This window comes from Gemella sp. GL1 (assembly GCF_013415365.1).
Lineage (GTDB): Bacteria > Bacillota > Bacilli > Staphylococcales > Gemellaceae > Gemelliphila.
This window is the reverse complement of the sequence record NZ_JACBYB010000013.1, coordinates 78,774-100,080: the sequence shown is the minus strand read 5'-3', so window position 1 is coordinate 100,080 and position 21,307 is coordinate 78,774. Positions and strand designations below refer to the sequence as shown.

Annotated in this window: 19 protein-coding genes; 9 read left to right on the top strand and 10 right to left on the bottom strand. The window is 32.2% G+C overall.

Features of this window, described 5'->3' with window-relative positions:
* Positions 1 to 100: 100 nt before the first annotated feature.
* The 3 genes from HZY82_RS03990 to HZY82_RS03980 are packed head-to-tail and all read right to left on the bottom strand — an operon-like array spanning position 101 to position 4,119.
* A complete protein-coding gene (locus tag HZY82_RS03990) occupies positions 101 to 1,876 on the bottom strand; it encodes an ABC transporter ATP-binding protein (RefSeq protein WP_179938740.1) in 1,776 nt (591 codons plus the stop codon).
* The gene (locus tag HZY82_RS03985) at positions 1,866 to 3,680 is read right to left on the bottom strand and encodes an ABC transporter ATP-binding protein (protein ID WP_179938738.1); all 1,815 of its coding nucleotides are present in this window, start codon (positions 3,678 to 3,680) and stop codon (positions 1,866 to 1,868) included. The genes HZY82_RS03990 and HZY82_RS03985 overlap by 11 nt, the downstream gene beginning before the upstream one ends.
* Positions 3,673 to 4,119, bottom strand: coding sequence for a MarR family winged helix-turn-helix transcriptional regulator (locus HZY82_RS03980; protein ID WP_135157117.1), 447 nt, complete (start codon positions 4,117 to 4,119; stop codon positions 3,673 to 3,675). Before HZY82_RS03980 ends, HZY82_RS03985 begins: the two co-directional genes overlap by 8 nt.
* Positions 4,120 to 5,027: 908 nt before the next feature.
* On the opposite strand from HZY82_RS03980, the gene HZY82_RS03975 reads away from it, so the two are divergent.
* From HZY82_RS03975 to ftsH, 4 genes are read left to right on the top strand one after another with little or no spacing between them, the layout of a single operon-like run.
* Complete coding sequence (locus tag HZY82_RS03975; RefSeq protein WP_179938736.1) at positions 5,028 to 5,660, top strand: S1 RNA-binding domain-containing protein; 633 nt, start codon at positions 5,028 to 5,030, stop codon at positions 5,658 to 5,660.
* Positions 5,650 to 6,966: a tRNA lysidine(34) synthetase TilS gene (gene tilS / locus HZY82_RS03970; protein WP_179938734.1), complete on the top strand. Its 1,317-nt coding sequence runs from the start codon at positions 5,650 to 5,652 to the stop codon at positions 6,964 to 6,966. The genes HZY82_RS03975 and tilS overlap by 11 nt, the downstream gene beginning before the upstream one ends.
* A 13-nt stretch (positions 6,967 to 6,979) precedes the next feature.
* Positions 6,980 to 7,522 (top strand): hypoxanthine phosphoribosyltransferase, encoded by a 543-nt coding sequence (gene hpt, locus HZY82_RS03965; protein ID WP_368667357.1) that lies wholly within the window; start codon positions 6,980 to 6,982, stop codon positions 7,520 to 7,522.
* 30 nt (positions 7,523 to 7,552) lie between these two features.
* Entirely contained in the window at positions 7,553 to 9,592 is a 2,040-nt protein-coding gene (gene ftsH, locus HZY82_RS03960; RefSeq protein WP_179938730.1) for an ATP-dependent zinc metalloprotease FtsH, read from the top strand.
* Positions 9,593 to 9,766: 174 nt separating this feature from the next.
* Here the strand turns inward: ftsH and HZY82_RS03955 are convergent, their stop codons facing one another.
* The 3 genes from HZY82_RS03955 to cdaA all read right to left on the bottom strand — a co-directional run bounded on the left by HZY82_RS03955 (position 9,767) and on the right by cdaA (position 11,842).
* Positions 9,767 to 10,015, bottom strand: coding sequence for a hypothetical protein (locus tag HZY82_RS03955; protein ID WP_179938728.1), 249 nt, complete (start codon positions 10,013 to 10,015; stop codon positions 9,767 to 9,769).
* Positions 10,016 to 10,079: 64 nt separating this feature from the next.
* Positions 10,080 to 11,036 carry a CdaR family protein gene (locus HZY82_RS03950; RefSeq protein ID WP_179938727.1) on the bottom strand — a complete coding sequence of 319 codons (957 nt, stop codon included), beginning with the start codon at positions 11,034 to 11,036 and terminating at the stop codon, positions 10,080 to 10,082.
* Positions 11,036 to 11,842, bottom strand: coding sequence for a diadenylate cyclase CdaA (cdaA, locus tag HZY82_RS03945; RefSeq protein ID WP_135157132.1), 807 nt, complete (start codon positions 11,840 to 11,842; stop codon positions 11,036 to 11,038). The genes HZY82_RS03950 and cdaA overlap by 1 nt, the downstream gene beginning before the upstream one ends.
* Positions 11,843 to 11,996: 154 nt before the next feature.
* Between cdaA and HZY82_RS03940 the strand changes: the two genes are divergently transcribed.
* Both HZY82_RS03940 and HZY82_RS03935 read left to right on the top strand, forming a co-directional pair.
* Positions 11,997 to 12,191: a DUF1659 domain-containing protein gene (locus HZY82_RS03940; protein ID WP_135157134.1), complete on the top strand. Its 195-nt coding sequence runs from the start codon at positions 11,997 to 11,999 to the stop codon at positions 12,189 to 12,191.
* Between the two features lie 16 nt (positions 12,192 to 12,207).
* Positions 12,208 to 12,420 carry a DUF2922 domain-containing protein gene (locus HZY82_RS03935; protein ID WP_135157136.1) on the top strand — a complete coding sequence of 71 codons (213 nt, stop codon included), beginning with the start codon at positions 12,208 to 12,210 and terminating at the stop codon, positions 12,418 to 12,420.
* Between the two features lie 439 nt (positions 12,421 to 12,859).
* On the opposite strand, the gene HZY82_RS03930 is transcribed toward HZY82_RS03935, so the two are convergent.
* Positions 12,860 to 13,111 (bottom strand): hypothetical protein, encoded by a 252-nt coding sequence (locus HZY82_RS03930; protein ID WP_135157140.1) that lies wholly within the window; start codon positions 13,109 to 13,111, stop codon positions 12,860 to 12,862.
* The gene (locus HZY82_RS03925) at positions 13,112 to 13,471 is read right to left on the bottom strand and encodes a helix-turn-helix domain-containing protein (protein WP_135157142.1); all 360 of its coding nucleotides are present in this window, start codon (positions 13,469 to 13,471) and stop codon (positions 13,112 to 13,114) included.
* A 359-nt stretch (positions 13,472 to 13,830) separates the two neighbouring features.
* On the opposite strand from HZY82_RS03925, the gene HZY82_RS03920 reads away from it, so the two are divergent.
* From HZY82_RS03920 to HZY82_RS03910, 3 genes are all read left to right on the top strand, one after another.
* Complete coding sequence (locus HZY82_RS03920) at positions 13,831 to 14,163, top strand: RNA polymerase sigma factor (protein WP_135157144.1); 333 nt, start codon at positions 13,831 to 13,833, stop codon at positions 14,161 to 14,163.
* Positions 14,147 to 14,851, top strand: a complete 705-nt coding sequence (locus HZY82_RS03915) for an N-acetylmuramoyl-L-alanine amidase (RefSeq protein ID WP_135157146.1) — start codon at positions 14,147 to 14,149, stop codon at positions 14,849 to 14,851. Before HZY82_RS03920 ends, HZY82_RS03915 begins: the two co-directional genes overlap by 17 nt.
* 201 nt (positions 14,852 to 15,052) lie before the next feature.
* Entirely contained in the window at positions 15,053 to 18,991 is a 3,939-nt protein-coding gene (locus HZY82_RS03910) for a MucBP domain-containing protein (RefSeq protein WP_179938726.1), read from the top strand.
* Positions 18,992 to 19,073: 82 nt separating this feature from the next.
* Here HZY82_RS03910 and HZY82_RS03905 read toward each other — a convergent pair whose 3' ends face one another.
* Together HZY82_RS03905 and HZY82_RS03900 are read right to left on the bottom strand one after the other, a co-directional pair.
* Positions 19,074 to 19,742 carry a ribonuclease H1 domain-containing protein gene (locus HZY82_RS03905; protein ID WP_179938724.1) on the bottom strand — a complete coding sequence of 223 codons (669 nt, stop codon included), beginning with the start codon at positions 19,740 to 19,742 and terminating at the stop codon, positions 19,074 to 19,076.
* Between the two features lie 10 nt (positions 19,743 to 19,752).
* The gene (locus HZY82_RS03900) at positions 19,753 to 20,871 is read right to left on the bottom strand and encodes a nucleotidyltransferase family protein (RefSeq protein WP_179938722.1); all 1,119 of its coding nucleotides are present in this window, start codon (positions 20,869 to 20,871) and stop codon (positions 19,753 to 19,755) included.
* Between the last annotated feature and the right edge of the window lie 436 nt (positions 20,872 to 21,307).

Sequence of the window (21,307 nt, the reverse complement as noted above, 5' to 3'; positions counted from 1 at the left end):
TAAAATATATACTTGCAATAAAAAAAGACAGCTTTTAAGCCTGTCTTTTTTTTATAAATAGATATTAAGTTTTTTGAAAGTAGATTTTTTGACTACTATCTTAGTCTTCTCCTTCATCAAACTGAGAATTGTATAAGTCAGCATAGAAACCAGCTTTTTCTAACAATTCTTCATGATTACCTTGTTCAATTATATTACCATCTTTCATAACAAGGATTAAATCAGCATTTTTAATTGTTGATAATCTATGGGCAATAACGAAAGAAGTACGACCTTTCATTAAGGTATCCATGGCTTTTTGTATAAGTTGCTCTGTACGAGTATCTACTGAAGAAGTAGCCTCATCAAGAATTAGAAGAGGAGAGTTTTTCAGTAGGGCACGAGCGATTGTAATTAATTGTCTTTGACCTACAGATAAGCTATTATTATCATCAATTATTGTATCGTAAGAATTTTCTAACGTCTTGATATAGTGATGAACACCGACAGCCTTTGTAGCTTTTTCAAGTTCTTCATCAGAAATATTTTTTTGATTGAAAACTAAGTTGTCACGAATACTTCCTTCAAATAGCCAAGTATCTTGAAGTACCATAGCAAATGCATCGTGAACTTGGGCCCTAGTCATATCTTTGATATCTACTCCATCAATGATAATAGAACCAGAATTAATATCATAGAATTTCATAAGTAGGTTAATAATAGTAGTTTTTCCTGCTCCGGTAGGTCCAACAATGGCGATTTTTTGTCCTGGTAAAGCCTTGGCTGAGAAGTTTTTAATAATTTCTTTATCAGGAGTGTATGAGAAGTTTACATTTTTAAACTCAATTTCTCCCTTGATATTGTCTGCTTTAGTGGCTGTAGATTTTTCTTCAGGCATTTCTTTTTCTCCTAGAAATTCGAAAATACGGCCCATAGCAGCAGATGCTGACTGCATAACAGTAGCAACTTGAGATAATTGTCCAAGTGAATGACCAAAAGTTCTTACGTAAGTTATGAAGGCAACTACATCTCCTAGTGTAATTTTTCCATCAATAACAAGAATAAGTCCAACAAGGCAGACCATAACATAACCAAAGTTACCAATAAAAACCATCATAGGCATCATAATTCCAGAAATAAATTGTGATTTCCAGACAGATGTATATAATTGATTATTTAATTTAGTAAAGGCTTGTCTAGATTGTCCTATAGCATTGTAAGAAGATACAATATTATGACCAGAGTAAACTTCTTCTACGTAAGAATTAACATTGGCTAGGTTATCTTGTTGTTTCTTAAAGATTGGTTGAGATATACCCATGATAATACCTACAAAAATAAAACCAATAAAATTAGATCCAATAACAGTAAGGGCCATTGTAATATCTAATTTAAACATCATAAAGACAGAACCTACAAAAAGAATTGTTGATGAAATTAAAGTTGTAAGTGACTGAGTTAATGACTGGCTTGCGGTATTAACATCATTGGTAATCCTTGATAAAGTATCACCTTGAGCATGGCTATCAAAATAGTTAAGGGGCAGTTTATTGATTTTTTTAGAAATAGCACGTCTTAGTTTTTGTGATAACTTTTGCACTACACCAATAATTAAAACTCCACCAATATAAGAAGCAAGGGCAGATAGAATATATAAAATTCCAATGAAAGAAGCTAAGTCAATTAGTCTTTCAGTATCCATATCAGCAATTAGACCTTGATTAGAAATTCTAAAAGAATCAGCAATAATGTTGGTGATATCTTTTAGATATTCTGGTCCAATAACTGTAATTACAGAGGAGAAAATCCCTAAAATAATAGCAATAGAAAAAGGAAGAGTGAATCCCTTTGCATATGTACTTAATTCTCTAAAGAAAGTTTTTTTATTATTTTTCATTTTCTAATTCCTCCTTAGATAATTGTGAGTAAGCAATTTCTCTATATACTTCATTATCTTCTAATAGTTGGGCGTGACTTCCCATTCCGACAATACGACCTTCATCTAAAACAAGAATTAAATCAGCATCCATAATAGTAGAGATACGCTGAGCTACGATTAATTTAGTAGTGTCTTTAAGATTTGCATTAAGAGCTGATCTTAAGGTTTTATCAGTCTTGTAATCAAGAGCTGAGAAGGAATCATCAAAAATAATAATTTCAGATTTTCTAGCTAAGGCACGAGATATGGCAAGCCTTTGTTTTTGACCACCAGAGAAATTAGTTCCACCTTGAGAAACTTGAGAGTTTATCCCTTCTTCTTTAGTTTGGACGAAATCCTTGGCTTGGGCGAGTTCTAAAGCTGACCAGATGTCTTCTTCAGTCATATTTTCTACATTACTGATACCCATGTTGATATTATCTTTGATATTACCAGAAAATAGGACAGCCTTTTGTGGTATGTAGGCTACAATTTTTGATAAATCTTCCTTAGAAAAGTCTTTAACATTGATACCCTTAATCATAATATCACCTTGGCTAGCATCAAAGAGCCTAACTATAAGGTTGATAAGTGTAGATTTACCAGAACCAGTAGAACCTATAAAGGCAATAGTTTGTCCTTTTTTAGCTGTGAATGAAATATTTTGTAAAACTGCTTCAGAATTTTTAGTATATCTGAAAGAAACGTTTTTAAATTCTAGGATAGGCTCATCAGTCTTAACTTCCTTACTAGTTTTAGGGAAAATGATACTTGTTTCAGTATCAAGAACCTCATTAATACGTCTTGCAGAAACAAGGGCACGAGGAAGAATCATAAATACCATCATCATCATCATAAAACCGAAGACAACTAGCATTGCATAAGATGAGAAAACAATCATATCAGAAAAGACGGTTAGTCTATCACGCATAACACTTTCAATTTGGCTAGGGTCACTAGGTATTTTAATATCATTGATAATAAAAGCACCTAAAAAATAGATAGCTAGGGTCAATCCAGAAGATATTGCTGTCATTACGGGACTAAATAAGGAATATAGTCTACCAGTAAATAAATTTAGGTTAGTAAGATCATTGTTAACCTCAGCAAATTTATCCTCTTGATATTTTTCAGCGTTATAAGCACGAACTACTCTGATACCAGTAAGAGATTCTCTAGAGATAAGATTTAGCTTATCCGTCATCTTTTGGATAATTTTTTCTCTAGGGAAGGCAAAGATAATAATAGCTGAAATCATCAGCATAAGAACCAATATAGCACTAGCAGTAACCCACATCCATTCGATGTGTTTACCATAGATTTTAGACATAGCCCATATAGCCATAACAGGTCCTTTAATTACAACTTGAAGTCCCATAGTTATTAGCATTTGAATTTGAGTAATATCATTGGTAGTTCTAGTTAGAAGACTAGGAATACCAAATTTCTTAAGCTCGGTGTCAGAAAAATCCAGAGTTCGGTTAAAAATATCTTCTCTAAGTCTGTGAGTGAATGAAGCGGCAATTCTTGTAGATAGAAAGGCTACGGTAACAGAAGCCATAAGACTTAGAAAAGAATAGTAGATCATCTTCATACCAGGAGAATCCATATTGAAAGCAAAAATGTCGCTAGAGCTTGTTCCAGGAATTCCTAGTTTGTTAGTAATTTCAGACATAAATGATGGAATTTCAAGTTCTAACCAGACATTTATAAAAATGAAAATTACTGTAAATAAAGAAAGAGCTAGTTCTTTCTTAGATAAACGTTTTAATAGTTTAAACATTTTTATCCTCCTTCATATTTAAATTTTTAGCAATAGTTTCAAATGTATTTTCACATTTGATAAAATCTTCTGTAGAAATGCCCTTAAAAGCTGTACTTATAAGTTCATCATGAAAAGAAGTTAGGGCAGGGATTTTTGATCTGGCCAAGGGGGTAAGGATTATTTTCTTATAACGTTTGTCATTTTCCTTACTTAGAATTTCTACAAATCCGTTTTTATTCATACGTTGAATAAGTTTAGAGGCAACAGACTTAGAAATATTAAAGTGTTTTTCAATATCTTTAATAAAGATAGTCTTATCCTCGTTTTCACTTAAAAAGTAAATAATTTTACCTTGAGGTCCGGATAAGGAGTCTAAATCATAGTCCTTAGCAAGGTCGGATGCGTATTTTTCAAGTCCAGATAGAATTTTCTTTATTCTTCCAATAGGGCTATGCATAAAATCACCTCCAAATAGTTCTCATGACAACTATTTTAGTATTAGAAAAAATAAAAGTCAACAAAAATAGTTCTCATGATAACTATTTATTATTTTTAAAAATGTAAAAGAATTTATGACATAAAAATTGGCAAAAGCTATAAAAAAGAGTAGCTACAAAACTACTCTTCTTTTATATTCTTTAAATATAATCAAAATAAAATTATCAAATTTATTACTCGCTTGAATATTATCAAGCCCACTGTCTTAACCCACTAATTTTTTGATTGTAAATCTTTATATTAAAATATGTATACTATTTAACTCTCACTAAAAAATAAGATAACTCTAAAACAACATGTATGTTTACTCATGTTTTGGAGCTATTCAAAATAACATAACGCTAAAGCGTAGCTTAAATTTTTACAAGATTTCCTAATCAAGTTACTCGCTTAACAGGCTACAATTTTGAATAGCTCCCTTAATATTTATTAACTTAATTATAGCAAATTTTATATTTATCAAAAAAAGTAAAGCTTGCTATAGCAAGGATTAGCCTTATTTATTATTTTTTAGAACTATAAAATTAGTTAGTATTTTTTATTAGCTATAGGATAAAATAAAATATGTAAAAAGCAATCTTAAATTTCTATAAAATATATAATAGAATAATTTTTAGAAAAACTAGTATTAATAATTAAAAGATGAAAGGATTAGATAATTTATAAAAATATTTAAATAGCTTGAAAAAAAAAAGATGGATTAGTATCCATTTTTATTTTGGACTATATTATTAATTATATCTATTTTTATAGAAGGAAATAAGTTTATAAGAAAACTTCTTAATTTTACTAATAAATATAATTTAGGGCTTTTTACTGAAAGCTAGACTATGGTATAATAAAAATAATTTTTTAGGTGGTGAAAATATGGAATTAATAAAAGGAAACTTAGTAGAGGCTAAGGTGACAAAAGTAGATAATCAGGGTTTATTTTTAGATTTAAAAGAGGGTGTAAAAGCTTTTCTACCTAAACAAAATATGCATGTCGGAAAAAAGAAAAAATTGACAGAGATTTTTTCAGAAGGCTATATCATCAGTGCTAAAGTTTTATCTAGGAAAAAGGATTACTATGTGCTAAGCCAGAAAGAAATTGAGCAAACGCAGTCTAAAACAAGTGAAAATAAAGTAGCTAGTAAAGAAGTTAAAAATACTAAGAAAAAATCTAAAAAAGAATCCAAGACGCAAGAAAAAAGTGATAAGAGAAATTTAAAAGAAAGTAATTCACTTGCAGTAGAAGATAAGCAAGAAGAAAAAAAATCTATAAAGTTAGAAGATTTAAAAAAATTAAAAAGTTTTGGTTCAATGAAAATCTCTGTTCAGAAGAAGAATTCGATAAAAAGCTTGGCAGAAGAGAAAAAGCAAGAAGAAGAAAAGCCAGAAATCTTAGATATACCAGAAAATTTTGTAGAGAATATTCAAAAATCATTTGAAGAAAATTCAAAAAAATTTAATGATATACTTAAAAGACTAAAGGAAGAGGGCTACATAGATGAAATTTAATATTGTATGGAAAAAAGAAGACTCTATAGCCTTAGCTCTGTCAACAGGAGTAGATTCTATAGTTCTTCTGGATTTACTTTTAAGTAAATACAGGGATACTTATAAGGAATTAGTAATTTTTCATGTAAATCATGGTTTTAGACCCCAGTCGGAGGAAGAAGCTATTTTTGCCCAAAGCCTTGCTGAAAAGAATGGACTGAGATTTTTCAAAAAAGATTTGAACTTAAATGATGTTACAAATAATCAACATATTTCCCAGGAAATGCTAGCAAGAGAAGCTAGATACAGTGCTTTTTATGAATTTTCTAGTCAGTCGGGAGTAAATTTAGTTCTAACAGGTCATCACCAAAATGATAATTTGGAAAATATTTTTATGAGAATTTTAATGGCAAGGGCAATAAATCATCGTATAGATATAGAAGAAAAATTAGACAGGGGGCAAATAAGCCTTTTAAGACCTATGTTAGAAATAAGAAAAAGTCAGATAGAAGAATATGCTAAATTAAAAAATTTAGACTATAGGCAAGATGAATCTAACTTTGATACAAGATATACAAGAAATTATGTAAGGAAAGAAATTATCCCCCATTTGAAAAATATAAATGCAGGAGCGGAAACTAATGTTTTAGAATTTGCCCAGCATTACAAAGAGATGCAGGACTATATTCAAGCTAGTTTTGAGGAAAGATTAGCAAGGATGGATATAAAAAAAGAGCAGGATAAGATTAGTATAGCTTTCGAAGATTATGAAAAATTTAGTGATTTAGAAAAAGAATTATATATAACGACTATTTTAAATAAGGAACTAGATATATATATGGTCACTAGATCAGCTATAAAGTCAGCAATTAAGCAAATAGATAAGACAAATAGGAACATAAGTCTAGACTTAAAAGAGAATATTAAAATAATCAAAGAATATCAAAGTATAAGAATAGTTAAATTTGAAAAAAAATGTTATAATGATAAGATAATCATAAATAGCATATCTTCTCAAGAAGAAATCTATAGCTTTGCGGGAAGTCAGATATTAATATCTGAGAATAATTTAGATGCGGATTATGGTTTTAATAAAGAAGACTTACCCTTAACTTTTAGATTAAAAAAAGATGGGGATAGGATTCAAAGAGGGAATATAAGCAAGAAAGTATCTAGATTATTTATAGATTACAAGCTAGCCAAAGAAGATAGAGAAAGAGTGCCAATCTTAGAGAAAGAAGGACGAATATTGGCTGTCTTGGGTCTAACTAAAAAGTTAAATAAAGAAAAAAAATATGATTATTATATAAAGATTTTGAAAGGGTAAAATAATGTCAAATATACATGATGAAATTAAAGAAATATTTTTCAGTCACGAAGAAATTGTAGAAGCTAGTAAAAAAATAGCGGAAATAATAGACCAAGATTACAAAGATTGTGAAAAAGATCCTGTTTTAGTATGTACATTAAAAGGTGGACTTCCATTTAGTGCGGAATTAATCAAGCACATTAATAGGCACATAATAATAGACTTTATAGATGTAGCCTCTTACCACGGTGGGACAGAATCTACAGGAAAATTAATCCTTAGAAAAGATGTAACAATGGACTTACATGGTAGAGATGTAATTGTAGTAGAAGATATAGTTGATACTGGTAAGACAATCAAACACATACTAGGACATTTAAAAGAAAGAGGAGTTAGGTCTGTAGAAGTGGCAGCACTTGTTGATAAACCTGAGGCTAGACTAGTAGATGTTAAAGCTAAGTATGTGGGAGTTATTTCTCCAAAAGAATTCTTGGTAGGATTTGGACTGGATTATGCTGAAAGATATCGTAACCTACCTTATATAGGGATTCTAAAAGAAGAAATGTACTCTTAATATTGGGATAATAAATAGGAGGTAAGAATATTGAACAATAGACAAAAACCAACCTTGGCCATACTGGCCATGGTACTTTTATCAATAGGAATATTCTCATTTTGGCAAAGAGATCTGCCAGGAACAATTGAGAAAATAAATTATAGCCAATTAGTACAAAGTGTAGAAGAGAATAAGGTAAAAGATGTGACCGTGCAACAAGCAGATGATGTCTATGTCATTAAAGGAAAATATACTGAAAATGATAAATCTTTTACAACAAATATTTCAACAAGAGATTCAGAAATTTGGAAAACATTTTATGATAAAGCCAAAGAAAAGCAAGTAGGAAACTTAGAAATTAAGCCAGCAGAAAAGACTGGGGTAATTTGGTCATTCTTAGCTAACCTGCTACCATTCTTAATTATGATAGGATTGTTATTCTTCTTCATGAGCCAACAAGCTGGTGGAGGTAAGATGATGAACTTCCAAAAATCAAAAGCTAAAAAAATAGAAGGTGACGATGCCAAAGTTACATTTAAAGATGTAGCAGGATCTGATGAAGAAAAGCAAGAATTGCAAGAAATGGTAGCTTTCCTTAAAGATCACCGTAAGTTTACAAAGATGGGTGCTAAGATACCTAAGGGAGTATTACTTGAGGGTCCTCCAGGAACTGGTAAGACATTGCTTGCTCGTGCTGTTGCTGGAGAAGCAAAAGTACCATTCTTTTCAATCTCAGGTTCGGATTTCGTAGAGATGTTCGTAGGGGTTGGAGCAAGTCGTGTACGTGACCTATTCAAAGAAGCTAAGAAATCAGCACCATGTATTATCTTTATTGATGAGATTGATGCAGTAGGGCGTAAGCGTGGTTCTGGAGTAGGTGGAGGAAACGATGAGCGTGAACAAACACTTAACCAATTACTAGTAGAGATGGATGGTTTTGAGGGAGATAAAGGAATTATAGTTATTGCTGCAACTAACCGTGCAGATGTACTAGATTCAGCCTTGCGTCGTCCGGGAAGATTCGACAGACAAATCAAGGTTTCAACACCAGATGTCAAAGGTCGGGAAGCAATTCTTAAGGCGCACGCTAAGAACAAGCCTTTAGCAAAAAATGTAGAATTAAGACTATTAGCAGAAAAAACTCCAGGTTTCTCAGGAGCAGATTTAGCCAACTTGCTTAACGAAGCGGCCCTACTTGCGGCACGTGAAGATAAGAAAGAAATCGAAAAAGAAGATCTTGATGAAGCAATGGACAGAGTAATCGGAGGACCAGCGAAAAAATCTAGAGTTTATACTGAAAGAGAGAAAAAATTGGTAGCCTACCATGAAGCGGGACATGCAGTTGTAGGTATGGCCTTAGATGCAGCAGATAAGGTACAAAAAGTTACAATAATTCCACGTGGAGATGCTGGTGGTTATGCCCTGATGATTCCAGAAGAAGAAACTTACTTTAGAACTAAGTCGGAATTATTAGCCAAGATAGCTGGACTTCTAGGAGGGCGAGCAGCAGAAGAAATCTTTATCGGAGAAATTTCAACTGGTGCTCACAATGACTTAGAGAGAGTAACAGCTATTGCAAGAGCAATGGTTACTGAATATGGTATGAGTGAGAAAATTGGAAATCTACAATTCCCTTACAATGATCCATATACAGGTCGCCAATTATCATCAATTGGTAACTACTCACCTGAAACTCTAAAAGAAATTGATGCAGAAGTAAAAGCCATTGTAAAAGAAAGTTACGATAGCGTACTTAAATTAATAGAAGAAAATAGAGATAAATTAATTCTAATAGCAGAAACACTTATGAAAGTTGAAACTATTGATAGAAAAGAAATTGTATCACTTTACGAATTTGGTAATATGCCAAATGAATTAGATGAAGAAACAGCTAAAAAATTAGACAGAATAGTAAATAAAAAACACTATGAAGAGCTAGAGAAAAAAGAGGCTGAAGAAGCTGCTAAAAAAGCAGAACAAGAGAGAAAAGATAAAGAAAAATTAGAAGAAGCTGAGAAAAAAATTCAAGAAGAAAAATCTCAAAAAGAAGAAAATAAGACTTCTGAAATAGAAGAGAAGAAAGAATAATAAAAAGTCCTGAACCTTGGTTCAGGACTTTATTCTTAATATAAAATAAGAAGGGATATAAATTTTGCCTAAGCATGACCTATATTTTCTATTTCATATTAGAGGAAGACTTGTTTCACATAGAACATTAATACAAAAAAAGCTTAGTCTGTTTAATACAGACTAAGTTTTTTATTATCTACTTAAGAAAAATCCAAAAGCAAAAACTAAGATTGCCAGCATTAAAGCAGAAAATATTTTCTTTCTTTTTTCTTTTTGTATTCTTAATTCAAAAATCTTTTGAAGTATCATGACAAATAAAGCCACAATAATTAAAATCTTTTTAGTAGCGAAATTTTTAATAACTAAAGAGCCGATTAAAAGACCTAAAGCTAAAAGATTAGAGATTAGAAAAAATAAAGAAAATCTATAATTTGTATTCAATGATCTCACTCCTTATATTTTTTAATAATTATAGGAAATAAGAAGGCAAGAAAATCTTGCCCCATTATTTTTCACTGGTTTTAATAATAACCTTAACATTATTAGGGTCGGTGATGGTTGAATTAGAAATATTAGAATAAACCTTAAGATTAGATAGTTCCACATTATCCTCCTTTATACTAGAAAGTTCAACATCTACAAAAAGTTCTTTAATATCATCTAACTCTTTCTTAGTTTGGGCCTTAACTATAGCACTAGCGGGTTCTATACTAATAGATTCTAGACTACGATTATCAGGAAGTGTCCCAATTTCTTTAGCAGTGATAGTTAAAGATTTTTCTATATTTTCAACTTTTATATTCAAAGTAGTTTTTTCTTTTTCAAATTCAATATCTTCTATTCTATTAAAGTTACGGTCATAAGCAACTAGGCTAGCTTCTTCATTTCTGTTAGAAGAAATCTTAGTTCTTTCGGGAGATTCTGCCCTAACTTCATAAATATTATTTATAGAATCTTCAGCACCGTAGATTTTAATAGTTTGATCTGCAGGAGTTACAGAAGATATACCAATACCAACAAGTAATCTTTCATCCCTAATAGAAGTTTTCACAGGAAATTCTTTAGAGAATTTTGCCCTTACAGATACAGGAATAAAGTCTGGATTTGCAACAGCAGTAATATTAGGATCCATTCCTAGAAATTCAACTTTTATATCCTGATCAGTATTGGCCTCAATATTAGATAAATCCAATGTAGCTTTGAAAGATTTATCCAAGGCCTCTTTTTGTACGATAGATATAGGTCCTGATAACTTAACATCTACGCTAGTAGGAAGTCCAACTATATATAATTTTTCCTTGTCATAAGTAACTTCAAGAGGAGCATTGTGAACCCAAGTAGTAGTGTAATTGGCAGAAGTAGCAGGGAAAAATTTTCCTACAATATTTTCATTAATTGATAAAAATAAAAATATAGCTACAAATAAAGAAATAATATGGACACCAAGCTTTTCCTTATTCATTATTCAACACCTCCTAGATTTGTGGTTCTCATAGACCAATGCTCATCAAGAAGTCTTCTCAATTTTTCATTATCCAGTTCAGTAAGTAACCTTCCATTCATTGCAAGAGAAATATGACCAGTTTCTTCTGAAACGGTAATAGCCAAAGCATCAGTAATTTCAGAAAGACCTATGGCAGCCCTATGTCTAGTACCAAATTTGCTAGAGATATTACTAGAATCAGAAAGAGGTAAGAAACAAGACGCTGCTTTAATGGTAGACTCTCTTATAATAACAGCTCCGTCGTGAAGAGGAGAGTTAGGAATAAATATATTTATTAAGAGTTCATTAGAGATTTCAGCATTCAGTGTAATACCTGATTCTATATACTCATCAAGACCAGTATAGTTTTCAAGAATTATCAAAGCCCCTATACGACGTCTTGCCATATGCCTAGTAGAATCAATAATAGCTGTGATAATAGTAGACTTATTGGTAGTCACTTTTTTATTAAAAAATAGAGAGGTCATATTAAATCTTCCCATACGTTCTAAAGTTCTTCTAATTTCAGGTTGGAAGATGATGATACTAGCAAGAACTCCCCAAGTTACAATCTGGTCGATAATAAAAGACATAGTCTTGAAACCAAAAAGATTGAAGATAAATCTTAAAGCAAAGATTATGAAAATACCCTTAACAAGCTGAAGTCCACGAGTTCCCTTTAGTAGAGTAAGAGAAATATATACTAATAACCATACTAAAGAAATGTCCAAAATAGAAATTAAAGCTTGAACGAAAAGATTTTCAGAGAAATAATTTGCTAACATATATTCTCCTTTCACAATTTATTTAACTTCTTTAATTATAACATACAAAAAAAAAATATAAAATTTTAAAAAATTTTGGAAAAATAAATCAATTTTTACGATGTATATAGTGTCAAGGGCCTAAGACAAAAACAAAAGTAAGGAGAAAAAAGAAATGACAGTAGTAAAAAAAGAATTAAGACTACACTATTCAGTAGAAAAAGAAGGAAAAGAAGTGAAGAAAAGCTATTCTTACCAAGTAGCAAAAGAGCTAGATAAGCAAAAAGCTAGAGAAATAGCAGACCTAATGAGTCCACTATTTTTAGAAGATATTGAAAATGTATCAGTGCAAACAACAGAATTAATATAATAAAGGAGAATAGAGAATGAAAAAAACACTAGTATTAGTATTCAAGACAGAAGATAAAAAAACATATAGATTGAATCTAGTAGACCCTAAAGAAAACTTGTCAAAATTACAAGTTCAAACGCTGGCTGAAAAGATAATCGAAGAAAAAGTTTTTGATAACTCAAAAAGAGAATTAAAAAGTTTCGAAAAAGCTATCTATGTTTCTCGTAAAGAAGAGGCTTTAGCCTAGAAAGGAGTTTAGCCCGGGAATCATTTCCTGGGCTATAGCTATAATTATGGAATTAGTAAATGTGATAAATTCTGTAGGATTTCCTATATTTGTGTCCTTATTTTTCTTGTTAAAATTAGATAAAAGCTTAAACAAGATAGCAGAAAAACTAGCAGAATTAAATCAGACTATAATAGAATATAAAGATATGAAATAAAACCTAGGAATATTCCTAGGTTTTTCTTGATTGGAAAAGAAAAATAATGTTATGTTTTATCTATAGAGCTATAGCTATATGACAATAGGGCTAGTTAGTTTGTAGACTGCGAGTATAAGTCTATCTATATAGTATTTTATTAATAGATAGACTTATATTGTTAATATAGAGTCGATCAAACTCTCTATATTATTTTTAAAATGTTTAATTTTGTTAACAAAAAAACAAGGTAGAAAACCTTGTTTAATGTCTTACAAGTTCTATTCTATCAGCATCATCTTTGGAAAAATCATCCCTAGTAATATGTTTTATTTCATGAAGATAAGTCTTCTCAAGTTGATTAGTAGAAAACTTAGAATTTAAAAATATGGTATAAGAACCGTCCTCGTTTGCTACAGTGCAACCACGCACCCGACAAGATTTTAAATCCGTAAGTACAGTATTAATGCAAATACCATTAATAAATTGTGTGTGTATGTAGTGTGATGTTTGCATTTAGCTCCTCTCTTTAAGGTTAAGTAAGAGATCAGTAACTAACTTTAGATCTTCAGCAGAAGCCTTACGACTTGCATCAAATAAGACTCTGAGTTCTCGATTTTCAAAAATATCTTGGGCAATTTCTCTTGTTTCTTCATCAAGATAATAATGCTTATCAGCTTCCCAGCCATAGAGGTAGGAAGGACTAGTGCCCAAAGCATTTGCTAAAGTCTCTATCTTCTCCTTTGGTATATTAGAAATAATTCCCTGTTCATACTTGTGCAAGGTTTGACGTGAGATATTTACCATTTTTCCAAGATGATCAAGTGTATAATTTTTCTTTAATCTAAGTTCTTTGATTTTGCCACCTACAGTCATTTTATCACTCCTTGCTATAAATTATACATTCATTTAACTTTAAAAGCAACAAAATTTTAAAAGTAACTTGACAAGCTACAAAATAAGTGCTAAGATTTAGATACAGGAATCAGCTACCATCAAAATTTTTTAAGTATTTTGTAACTTTTAAGGATACTTGATGGAAATAAAAGACGGGGGATTTTTAGGTAGGTAACTAAATAAGTTACAAAATGCAGGCTACATATACTAGTAATTTATAAAGACTTAAAATATTAAAAATAAGATTAAGGACAGTTTAAATGAAACAGGCTTGATAAGTTTTGAAAATGAAGAGTAATTCGCAATAAGCATCAATAACTACATACACAAGGAGAAATATGGAAAGAAAATTATACATTGAGTATTTACTGAAAAATGTCTTTAGATTAGAGGAAGGATTTTTAAAAGATAAGGAGTTGGGACTCTTAGACTATATATCTAATGAGGAAAAAGTAAGCTTAATAAGGGACCTTTTAGTGACTAAAGATGTCTATAGTCATTTAGATATAGCCAAAAGGGAAGTATTAATTTTAAGATATATTGAAGGTCTAATGGTAAAAGAGATTGCCCAAAAACTTCATTATTCAGAAACGAGAGTAAAACAAATTTGTAAAGAAGCTAAAGAGACATTAGCAATGAAATTAGGAGGTAAGTATGCTAAAGAAAATTAATAAAACATTGATGAATGCAGGAAAATTGGAGTCGATAGATTTTGTGGTAATTCATAATGATGCAGGTTACATGAAACCAAGTCAATATCTAGCATGGTTGGAGAAAAGGAATAAGGCGCTGGGAATTGCCCATTATTATATTGATAGAAATGAAATAGTTAGGGTGGTAGATACTTATAATATTGCTTATCATACAGGAGATTGGTGGTCAAACTGCCGTTCTATAGGTTATGAAATCTGCCAGTCAATGCTGACAAACGATCAAGATTTTCTAGCAAATGAAGATATTGCCCTAATGCAGGTAGCAGAAGATATGCTTTTTTATGATTTAGAAGTTAATGAAAATACTGTAAGATTGCATCACGAGTTCACTCCAACATCTTGTCCGCATAGGTCACTGAAATTACATGGCGGAACAACGCAGTCGCTTAAACAATATTTTATAGAAAGAATCAAGTATTTTATTAGCCTAGGTCCAGATTTAGATACAATGTTAAGAAAATATGCAAATAAGGAGAGTTTAGCCTTTGAGAATAATACAGATAATGATGTTAATATAGAAGAAATTGTTAAACAGGTTATAAGAGGAGACTGGGGTAATGGTATAGTAAGAAAGAAAAATTTGGAAAAAGCAGGCTATAAGTATGTAGATATACAAAGAAAAGTTAATGAGTATTATGAAGGATAGAGGCTTTGTAAAGTCCCTAATCCCTTTTGTTAAAAACTTTTAGAAGCAAAACTTAAAATATACTTAATTTTTTTTTTTTTTTTTCAGAGAGTTTATGGTTGATTTTAATTTTGCAGTTTGCTATAATTACAATACTATCATATATGTTTAGACAAATAAGATAGACAATTATTTTAGTAAATAAAGAAAGGACAAATTAGAATGTTTAATAAACACAATGAAACCAAGCAACGTTTCACCATTAAGAAATATTCTTTCGGGGTTGCCTCAGCTCTAATCGGTGTCTTCTTTGCTGGAGCATCAGCTCAAGCTGAAGAAGCCGTACAAGCACCTGTAACAACAGTGGCACCAGCCCCTGCAACGGCAGCAGAAAAAGTAGCGGCAGTTATTACAGCACCAGCTGCAAGTCAAGTAACGACAGCAGCACCAGCTACAACAGCAGCACCAGCTACAACAGCAGCACCAGCTACAACAGCAGCGCCAGCTACGACAGAAGCTGCAAAAACAACAGAAGCACCAGCTACAACAGAAGCTGCAAAAACAACAGCAGCACCAGCTACAACAGAAGCTGCAAAAACAACAGAAGCACCAGCTACAACAGAAGCTAAGGAAGTAGCTGCATTAGTAGAAGCAGAAAAAGCTAAAGCAGAAACAAAGACACAAGCTCCAAAAGCTGAAGTAAAAGCAGAAAAAGCAAGTGTAGAAACTAGTCAAGCAGTTTTTACAACTCCAACTGCAAAAACAACAGAAGCAACTTCAATTGAGCCAAAAGCAAGTGTAGTTGTAGAACACACAGTTGAAGAGGAGCCTGTTTCAGAAACAAAACCTGCAAATGGAAAATTTGTATTCTTGTCAGCATATGTAATGAAAAATCTTACTCCAGCTGAAATTGCAGCTCTAGCGGCTAGCGATTTTGCAGGTTTCGAGATGACGGCTGCTTTATATGAGAGCTTATCACAAGCGCAAATAAGAGCATTGATGAGAAACAAAAATTACCAAAGCTTGGGTACTTCCCTAGGATCATTCCGTAAAGCAACAGAAGCAGAAGCAGCGCCAAGAGATGGATACTCAACTACAACAACACTTCCAGTAAAAGAGGGAGAAAACCCTTATATAGATCCAGATCCAACTCACCAAACTACAGAAGTTTTCGTTGTTAGACCACAAGATACTACGACAGCTAAACATGAAGGAAGACAATATACTTTCGCTGTTTCTAAAGATGATGTTGATGGTACGGGTACTCCACAAAAAATATTCATAACTACAACTGATAAAGGATCTGTTATCAGCAAAGTTGAATATGATTTAGCGTCTCTTCCTAGTAATGCTACAGAAGTAGTTGCATTAGATGATTTTGCACAGGTAGAGGTTAAGAAGGCTAAAAATGGTGTTGAACGCTATACGTTACAAAAGCTTAATGGAGATCAAGATCAAGGAACATTTTTCCCAATAGCAGGTAATTCGACAAAAACTGCGACTGAAAATGCTATATCTGTTCCTTTCCGTAGAACTACTTGGGATAGTCAAGTAACTAGTTACCGTGTACAAGGAACAGAAGAAGAAATCCACCCTGACTATGTTCAGTATGGTTGGACTAATATAACAGAATATACGACTCAACCTTTAGATATTGCAGGATATGAACTTGTTTTAGAACCTATTAATAAAAACGGTACTGTGTCTACATCTGCTCGAGAAATTGAAGGAAATGTTATGTATTTAAAATCTGTAGATGCACGTGGAACAGGTTATCGTAGACTTACTCTTAGTGAAGATGGAAACTCTGTTAAGGTAGAGCGATACTTCACATATGCAAAAGAAGCATCAAACTTTGATCCAAGCTCTAAAACAGAAGAAGGGCGTGTTCCGGCAGAACTACCTAGTGCTAAAGAATTTTGGAAAAATCTTGACAAATATACTCTTCATGAAAATATTTCTGCAGAATTAAGTAAGGAACGTGAAATTGCTGGTAGAGCTGGTAAAGTAGAATTCATTCAGTCACGTTTTGCAACAGAGAAAGCTGACGGGACAAAACCAAGTTCAGAAGATTACGACAAATTATATACATCACAAATACTTGAAAAAGATGGAATTCCTGGAACTGCAATTTATGATTTTCACCGTACTATAGATACATCTTTCGACTTCATCTTAAGTGACAATGTTATTTACTACTATTTACCACAAGGGGAAGTAGTGGTTAGCTATGTTGATGAAAATGGAAAAGAGCTTAAAGCTAAAGTAGTGGATACACCTAAATCTGCGACAGGTACGGCTTATAACACTGATGAAGACAACAAGCCAGAACGTATTGTAACAGAAGACGGAAGTGTTTATGAACTTTCTCCAGCAGGAGACTACCCAGTTGGAAAAGTTGATAGTAATAACCATTTAACAACTTCGGCAGCAACTACAGGTGAAGTTGAACGTGATACTGTTAAGGAAGTTACTTATGTTTACCGTAAAGTTAAAGAAGGAAACGTAGTAGTAAACTATGTTGACGAACAAGGAAATGTAATTAAAGATCAAGTTGAAGATACTCCAAAATCTAAAGAAGGAACAGAGTACGACACAACTGACAACAAGCCACAAACAATTGAAAAAGATGGTAAAACATACGAGCTTGTAAAAGTTAAAGACGGAGACAAAGAAAACGGAAAAGTAGTAGAAGGAACAACAGAAGTTACTTACATCTACAAAGAAGTTACAAAACCAACTCCAACACCGGAAACTCCAAAAGATCCAGGTAAATACATACCGTACATTGAAGATCCAGAAAATCCAAACAGACCAGAGGATCCAACACCAGTACCGTATGACGAAACACCAGAAGATCCAACTGACAACCCACCACTTCCATACGTACCAGGATATGAGCCAAAAGTACCAGGAACTAATGAGCCGTTGAAACCAGTTGATCCAAACGATCCAACAAAAGGATACATTCCACCAACAATTACAGATCCAAACGATCCAACAAAAGATACACCAGTACCATATGTACCAGTAGCTAAAGAAGGAAACGTAATCGTACACTACGTTGACGAGCAAGGAAATGTAATTAAAGATCCAGTTGAAGACACTCCAAAATCTAAAGTAGGAACAGAGTATGACACAACTGACAACAAGCCAAAAACAATTGAAAAAGATGGTAAAACATACGAGCTTGTAAAAGTTAAAGATGGAGACAAAGAAAACGGAAAAGTAGTAGAAGGAACAACAGAAGTTACTTACATCTACAAAGAAGTTACAAAACCAACTCCAACACCGGAAACTCCAAAAGATCCAGGTAAATACATACCGTACATTGAAGATCCAGAAAATCCAAACAGACCAGAGGATCCAACACCAGTACCGTATGACGAAACACCAGAAGATCCAACTGACAACCCACCACTTCCATACGTACCAGGATATGAGCCAAAAGTACCAGGAACTAATGAGCCGTTGAAACCAGTTGATCCAAACGATCCAACAAAAGGATACATTCCACCAACAATTACAGATCCAAACGATCCAACAAAAGATACACCAGTACCATATGTACCAGTAGCTAAAGAAGGAAACGTAATCGTACACTACGTTGACGAGCAAGGAAATGTAATTAAAGATCCAGTTGAAGACACTCCAAAATCTAAAGTAGGAACAGAGTATGACACAACTGACAACAAGCCAAAAACAATTGAAAAAGATGGTAAAACATATGAGCTTGTAAAAGTTAAAGATGGAGACAAAGAAAACGGAAAAGTAGGAAATGGAACAACAACTGTTACTTACATCTACAAAGAAGTTACAAAACCAACTCCAACACCGGAAACTCCAAAAGATCCAGGTAAAGACAAACCAGGAAAACCAGCTGATAAACCAGCTAAACCAGGAAAACCAGCTGACAAACCAGCTAAACCAGGAAAACCAGCTAAACCAGGAAAACCAGCTGACAAACCAGCTAAACCAGGAAAACCAGCTGTTAAACCAGCTAAACCAGGAAAACCAGCAGCAGGAGTGAAAGCAGGAGCTAAAGACTTACCTAAGACTTCAGCTACAACTGAAACTAACTCTGCTCTACCAGCAGGATTAGCAGCAGTACTTGCAGCAGCAGGATTATTAGTAGGAAAACGTCGTCGTAAAGAAGACTAATCCAAAATTAAAAGACTAGAGAATTTCTCTAGTCTTTTTTTATGGATAAAATGGGAATAAAAATAAAAGATAGTCTTTAAGACTATCTTTTATTTTTAAAATCAATAATTGCCTCTTTTGCTAATTTATCAGCTTCTTCATTTAGTTCAATTCCAGAATGGGCAGCTACTTTCATAAAGTGAATTCTAACCTTTTGAGCAGCAAGATTAACTAATCTTGCATACTCTTTAGTATAATCAAGTTTAGCTTGCCAACGTCCTAAAGGCCAAGCAGAAATTCCTTCATAATCATGATAAATATAAATATCTTCAAGCCCTTGATTAATAGCATAAGTAATTACAAATTTAGTTGCCTCAAGTTCTCCTGCAACATTTCTAAAATTGGATAACTCAGGATTAGCAGAGGCGAATTTATGTTTTATTATCTCGTTTCCATTAACGATAACAAGTCCAGACCCAAATACAAAAGAATTTGCATCAAAAGATCCGTCGACATATGCGAAAACTTTACCATCTAATTCTTCATGGGGATTAGATGGGTTAAAAGTAGTTGATTTTTTCTCAGTACTTTGATTTCTAGTTGATGAACCGGGATTGTCCTGACCTGCAAGGAAGTTTAGTGCCTCAACTTGTGTTTTAAATGATTTATATACGGCACCTTTAAAAGCTTTAACTTGTGCCTCGCATTCAGACCAAGTACCATAGATTCCTGGCTGTCTTCCAACTCTTACTGCATAAAATTTATTTGCCATAATTTATCTCCTATAAAATTTCAATTCTATTTTTAAATATATCTTTATCATTAGATAGCAACTGATAGATTCTAGCAGCCTTAATATCTTGAATGAAGAAATTTTCATTATTTTGCTTTAACTTTTGGTGTAGAGTAATTTTTTGACTCCTATTTATTTGTCTAATAAGGCTAGTTTTATCTTTTTTAACGGCTAATATCTTTACATGATTAATTTCCCTGTGCATATCTTCATAAGAAGAATTTGTTAAAATATGTATTAAAATTCTCGCAATTCTCTTTCTAGAATATCTCTTACTTGAGATGAAATCTATAAGTTCAGAATATGACTTAGCTTTTAGGGCAGCCTTGTAGATTCTATTTTCTAGACCTTCTCTAATATCGTAGATATTTTTTATATTGTCAGGCCCCATAGCTAGAATTTGATATTTAATTGAAGTGAAAAACATTTCTTCATTAAGAATTTTATGATTTTTAATTTCACTCTTCATAAATTTCGACATATACTTATAAACAAAATCACTATTAATATTATTTCTAATAGAAGTAGCTGATAAAAATTTAGTTTCTTCTAATTTATCATTATTTAGTTTCTGCCCCTCTCTAGCAATTGATATGATTTTAATGTGAGCTGCTTTTTCCCTAATAATTTTATAGTAAGAATAGGCAAGTATAAAATTAGGAGAATTATCAGGGATTTCCAAGACTTCTTGCATAATTTTAGGATAGGAAAGGCCCTTTTTAAGTAAGCATCTTATTTGATCTTGTTTGGATAGCTCATTATGATAAATCTTATCAAAACTTTCTATAGGATAGTCAGTTCCAAAAATAAGATGAGTAATATCAGATTTTATTAATATCTCCAAGGAATATTTAGCAAAATCATCACTATAAGCAAGAGATGCCCTATAAGGTAAGGCTAAAACTAAATCACAACCAGCCATAACAGCAGCCTTTGCCCGAGAGTAGGGATTTACTATAGCTACCTCCCCCCTTTGAGTAAAAAATTCGCTCATAACACAAATAAGTTCCCCAGAGGCATTTTTTTCTATTAGATCCCTAGCTTGTTTTATTAAATACTCATGACCCAAGTGTAGGGGATTGAATTCTGCTATAAGTCCTATTCTCATAAAATAACTCCTATAAAATAATATCTTATAATTATAACTGAAAAAGGATAATACTACAAATTAGTAAGGTAGTAATTGAAGTATTAATTATAGAAAAGAATTTATATAGGCTAATAAATAAAAAAATTTAAATTTTCCCATTCAATTTAAAGTAAATTTAAACCAAGTAGTACATAATAGTATATGTAACTACTAAATGTAGTTATATTCTTCATAAACTTTCCTTTTCTATAAAAAGCACCCTAGGGTGCTTTTTATTGTTTTATAGATAATAAAGATAATAATTGAAATAAAGTTACATTTAAAGAAAGTAGTATGAATGCAGGAATATTACTATAGAAGAAACTAGTAAAACACTGAATTTGTTACAAATAATTGCCTTAAAAAAACCAATAAGTCACAACTATTAAGCTAGTATGTCAAAATTGTTACAAGT

What these genes read in the sequence shown, in the direction of transcription:
- HZY82_RS03990 (WP_179938740.1), bottom strand. Translation starts at nt 1,876, where the DNA reads ATGAAAAATAATAAAAAAACTTTCTTTAGAGAATTAAGTACATATGCA.
- HZY82_RS03985 (WP_179938738.1), bottom strand. Translation starts at nt 3,680, where the DNA reads ATGTTTAAACTATTAAAACGTTTATCTAAGAAAGAACTAGCTCTTTCT.
- HZY82_RS03980 (WP_135157117.1), bottom strand. Translation starts at nt 4,119, where the DNA reads ATGCATAGCCCTATTGGAAGAATAAAGAAAATTCTATCTGGACTTGAA.
- HZY82_RS03975 (WP_179938736.1), top strand. Translation starts at nt 5,028, where the DNA reads ATGGAATTAATAAAAGGAAACTTAGTAGAGGCTAAGGTGACAAAAGTA.
- tilS (WP_179938734.1), top strand. Translation starts at nt 5,650, where the DNA reads ATGAAATTTAATATTGTATGGAAAAAAGAAGACTCTATAGCCTTAGCT.
- HZY82_RS03950 (WP_179938727.1), bottom strand. Translation starts at nt 11,036, where the DNA reads ATGAATAAGGAAAAGCTTGGTGTCCATATTATTTCTTTATTTGTAGCT.
- cdaA (WP_135157132.1), bottom strand. Translation starts at nt 11,842, where the DNA reads ATGTTAGCAAATTATTTCTCTGAAAATCTTTTCGTTCAAGCTTTAATT.
- HZY82_RS03940 (WP_135157134.1), top strand. Translation starts at nt 11,997, where the DNA reads ATGACAGTAGTAAAAAAAGAATTAAGACTACACTATTCAGTAGAAAAA.
- HZY82_RS03935 (WP_135157136.1), top strand. Translation starts at nt 12,208, where the DNA reads ATGAAAAAAACACTAGTATTAGTATTCAAGACAGAAGATAAAAAAACA.
- HZY82_RS03930 (WP_135157140.1), bottom strand. Translation starts at nt 13,111, where the DNA reads ATGCAAACATCACACTACATACACACACAATTTATTAATGGTATTTGC.
- HZY82_RS03925 (WP_135157142.1), bottom strand. Translation starts at nt 13,471, where the DNA reads ATGACTGTAGGTGGCAAAATCAAAGAACTTAGATTAAAGAAAAATTAT.
- HZY82_RS03920 (WP_135157144.1), top strand. Translation starts at nt 13,831, where the DNA reads ATGGAAAGAAAATTATACATTGAGTATTTACTGAAAAATGTCTTTAGA.
- HZY82_RS03915 (WP_135157146.1), top strand. Translation starts at nt 14,147, where the DNA reads ATGCTAAAGAAAATTAATAAAACATTGATGAATGCAGGAAAATTGGAG.
- HZY82_RS03910 (WP_179938726.1), top strand. Translation starts at nt 15,053, where the DNA reads ATGTTTAATAAACACAATGAAACCAAGCAACGTTTCACCATTAAGAAA.
- HZY82_RS03905 (WP_179938724.1), bottom strand. Translation starts at nt 19,742, where the DNA reads ATGGCAAATAAATTTTATGCAGTAAGAGTTGGAAGACAGCCAGGAATC.
- HZY82_RS03900 (WP_179938722.1), bottom strand. Translation starts at nt 20,871, where the DNA reads ATGAGAATAGGACTTATAGCAGAATTCAATCCCCTACACTTGGGTCAT.